This window comes from Scandinavium sp. M-37 (assembly GCF_043558715.1).
GTDB lineage: Bacteria > Pseudomonadota > Gammaproteobacteria > Enterobacterales > Enterobacteriaceae > Scandinavium > Scandinavium vulneris_A.
In genome coordinates, this window is record NZ_JBIGIN010000083.1 from 1 (window position 1) to 1,058 (window position 1,058).

Below are 1,058 nucleotides of genomic sequence, written 5' to 3' on the forward strand. Positions count from 1 at the left end.
CGCTTTACCACGGATACGCGCCTGAACATCGATGTCGTGGAGTTTTACGACGGTCAGCAGGGGTATGAAAAAGGCCTGACGCTGCCCTCGGTGCCGCCATCAGGACAACATTCGGAAGGGGTAGACTCGGTCTGGGGCATGGAGAGCCATCATAACGTGGTGCAGAAGCAGGTCAGCACCCGGGATTACAACTACCGTCAGGCCACGGAAGACATGAACACCCAGGTTGATGCGACCCGCGGGGACGCCACCACCTACGGGGATGCCTATCACTATGCGGATAACTACCTGACACCGGGAAGTCACCACGACCGGAATCCGGCCCCGGAGTCCGGGGCGTTTTATGCCCGCATTCGTCATGAGCGCTACCTGAATGGCCAGACGCAGACCCATGCCATCACCAGCTGCCCGACCCTCTCGCCGGGTCAGGTACTGAAAGTCACCGGCGGGTACGAAGTGGCAGAGGTGTTTGCTCAGGGCGTGGTCATCACGGCGATGCACAGCCATGCGCGCCGTGATGAAGACTTTGGCGTCAACTTCGACGGCATCCCGGACAGCACTGATTTTAGTTTCCGCCCGCAGCCCGGCACCCGTCCGGTGATGGCCGGCACGTTACCGGCCCGCGTCACCAGCACCACGGAAAACGACACCTACGGCCACATCGATAAAGACGGTCGCTATCGCGTCAATATGCTGTTTGACCGTGATAACTGGGATACCGGGTTCGAGAGCCTGTGGGTGCGTCAGTCGCGCCCTTATGCCGGCGATACCTACGGTCTGCACCTGCCGCTGCTGGCGGGAACCGAAGTGGCGATTGGCTTTGAGGACGGCAACCCGGACAGACCGTACATCTCCGGTGTACTTCACGACTCGGCGCACGGTGACCATGTCACTATCCGAAACTACAAACGTAACGTCCTGCGGACGCCTGCGAACAACAAAATCCGCCTCGATGACAGCCGCGACCAGGAGCATATCAAAGTCTCCACTGAGTACGGCGGCAAGAGCCAGCTGAATCTCGGACATTTAGTGGATGCTGAGAAGCAGAAGCGCGGTGA

1 protein-coding gene is annotated in these 1,058 nt (G+C 59.6%); it reads left to right on the top strand.

Annotated features, from left to right (window positions below; translation table 11 throughout):
* The coding region (gene vgrG / locus ACG0Z5_RS23750; RefSeq protein ID WP_394451621.1) for a type VI secretion system tip protein VgrG at positions 1-1,058 on the top strand (1,058 nt) is incomplete at both ends.